We start from the raw sequence: 2,687 nt of genomic DNA, 5'->3' as shown, positions 1-2,687 counted from the left end.
ACAGAAATAATGGAAGTCGAGTACCGGCCTGCCTAATATTTTGTAATGTGGTTGATGAAATAGACTCGTGTTGAAGATCTACATCGTTTGCTAAATATTTAAATTGTTTTTTAAGCACGCCAGACTCAGCAAAGTTTGCATCACGTTCCACCAATTGATAAATATCCGCAGAACTTAATTGCTCATTAAATATTTTCATAAACGCAATATCATCTTTATTCCCGTCCATTAACGTAAAATACATCGCCAATTTTTCAGGTGAAAAGCGTATATTCTTATGCAGATTAGGTAATGCCATATCTCCATGAGTAATAGGCTTACCATCTATCGTCGCGCCAAGATGCTGTAATTTAGAAAAGGCTATTTTTTCTCCATTTAATTCAACCCAACGATTTTGAGTCGAATTAAACTCCGCCTGTTCCATAATTAACGTTCGCTGATTTAACGGTTCAGATAGCGCCACTTTCAATTCATTATCTTCAAGATTGATAAATTGAAGGTTGGTTCTAAAATCGCCATCGCTAGTTAATTGAAATCCTGCCGCGACTCCCCGAGAAATAGATTGTCCATCAGCAAGCTCTATCGTTTGATTAAAATAGTTTTTTAAATGTTGTTTGAACTGATGCTTTGCCGTCTGAAGAGAGGTATTTTTACTGGTAAATTGGATGCCCTGAGGGTCAAATAAACTGAATTCATAAACACCATTACGTTTCACGTAAATAACAGTATAGCTCGTCACTTTCCCTTTCAAGAATACAATCCCATTTACCGAGTCAGCCTCAGTGGAAAATAGTGTTGAGATTGATTGATCAGCAATCGTGGTCCCACTATTTTTAACTCGCGTATTGATATCCTGCTCATATTGCTGCATTTTATCCAGCAATACCTCATCAGAGTCCGTTAAAATACCTTGTTGTTTAGCCCGTTCAAGTTGTGCTTTTTGCTCTAAGAAATTTCTCGCGGCATAACTGTCTGTCAGATGATATTCAATGGCATATACGGCACCTAAAGTTTGGTCGATAGATTGAGCCGGCTTATCTGAGCGAATTATTCCATGATTAATTAAACCGCTATGATATCCCGTCTCCATTCTATTTTGATAATTCAATAACTGATTATATTGTTTCAAACGTTGAGTTTGGTTATTTTCATAAGCATCTAATGCCTCGGAAAATGAAAGCCCTTTCAGGGGTGCGTTTTCCCCATCAAAATGGCTATCACTAATCTGGCTAAATCCCTCTAATTTATCACTAAAAAGCATAAATTTATTATGGTCAGTAACCAAATCTAATATTTTTCCTTTATCAATCCCATCACCTGCCGGAAATAGAGATTTAAGTAACTCAATTGAGTGATCACTCAGATTATTTAATACCGACAAATCATTTTTAATGGCTAACAGCAACCTTTGCATTTTTATTGCTTGTCGCGGGTGAGACGATTGCAGGTCCTGCTCAATACTTCCCGATAACCATAGAGGTAGCTGAGTTTCATCTTTGTTCAGCGATTGATTATATTCCGCATTGACGAACGGGTCGTGAAGTGCAATTTTGAATTTTCGTTGGTCAAAATTCCCGTGCTCATTCGTAAAATCGTCTGCTAAATAAGGATGATCCGTCAAACGGATCGCGTTAAGATCCTGTTCTCCTAGTGCTACTTTTTCAAACAACGCTTGAATTTGTTGCCCTTTTGTTGTGGATACCGCTCCTCGCTCATGAGTAAATTTCGACAATACTTTAGTCTCGAGCCCATGCTGTTTTAACGTCGCTTCAAGCTCAGAAGTAAAGCTGCGATGTTCCGCAGCCTCGGTGATCATCCCCTTACTCAAGGAGTGATATAGAATAAGTTGTCGCTCCATTTCACTATCGTAGTGCTGACGCTGTTGTTGAATTGCCGCAACATCCACATTAAGCTCGAATGGATTGACTAAGCTTTTTTTCCGCGCCAATTCAATCCGCCCTTCAATAAAGCTGTCTGATATTTTACGTTTGGGATCAAAATATTGCCCAATATCTCCTTCGCTCCATTTTTTATTTAATGGCGCACGATAACCTTGGTTAATGAGTAGTTGCTGGAAATTAGAAAGCTGCTCAACATCATTAATAATAATGGCGCCTTGAGCGTTCATCTGAAAATAGGTGGATATCGCTTCGGAGGAGCCTGTTAAGGTATTTCGCGCCTTTAATTTTTCAGGTAAAAAAAACGTAATCGGGAAGTTTTCTTTCATGACGCTTGCCGGGTTTGCATCATCAGCCCCATGATGAATTAACTCCATACCATTTGTACGGTCAAGTCCCTTGTTTAGCTTATTTTTGATCTCTTTAATTCTGTTATTAGTGATGCCATTGTCCCGACCTTCATGCTTATTATATTCGGCTTCATTGGTATAAAACGCTTTCTGGCGTGAGGTTAGCTCATTATAATTCACACTGGCTTTCCACTCTGCCCAAGTTGGCATTTCACTCACTTTGACATAGTGTTCCAGCTCTGAAATTGGGAAAATAATACTGAATAAATCATAATCGGCGGTCATTGCTTTTCCTGTTATAGGATCAGCAATAACATGGAATGGTTTAATATTACCGTCATCTTCATGGTATACATGCCAGAAGTATTTTCCATCTCGATTTATTTTTTTTAACAAAAAAACCTTTTCCTGCTCATCAAGAATGGATATTGTTTTACTG

The 2,687-nt window shown here is 38.3% G+C and carries 1 pseudogene; it reads right to left on the bottom strand.

Annotation, left to right across the window (positions count from 1 at the left end):
- Positions 1 to 2,644: pseudogene (locus JK188_RS17020) on the bottom strand (hypothetical protein); the annotation flags it as partial.
- Positions 2,645 to 2,687: the final 43 nt, after the last annotated feature.

The organism is Providencia sp. JGM181, from assembly GCF_018257375.1.
Lineage (GTDB): Bacteria > Pseudomonadota > Gammaproteobacteria > Enterobacterales > Enterobacteriaceae > Providencia > Providencia lanzhouensis.
The sequence above is the reverse complement of the archived record's forward strand: the minus strand, read 5'-3'. Positions and strand labels throughout refer to the sequence as shown.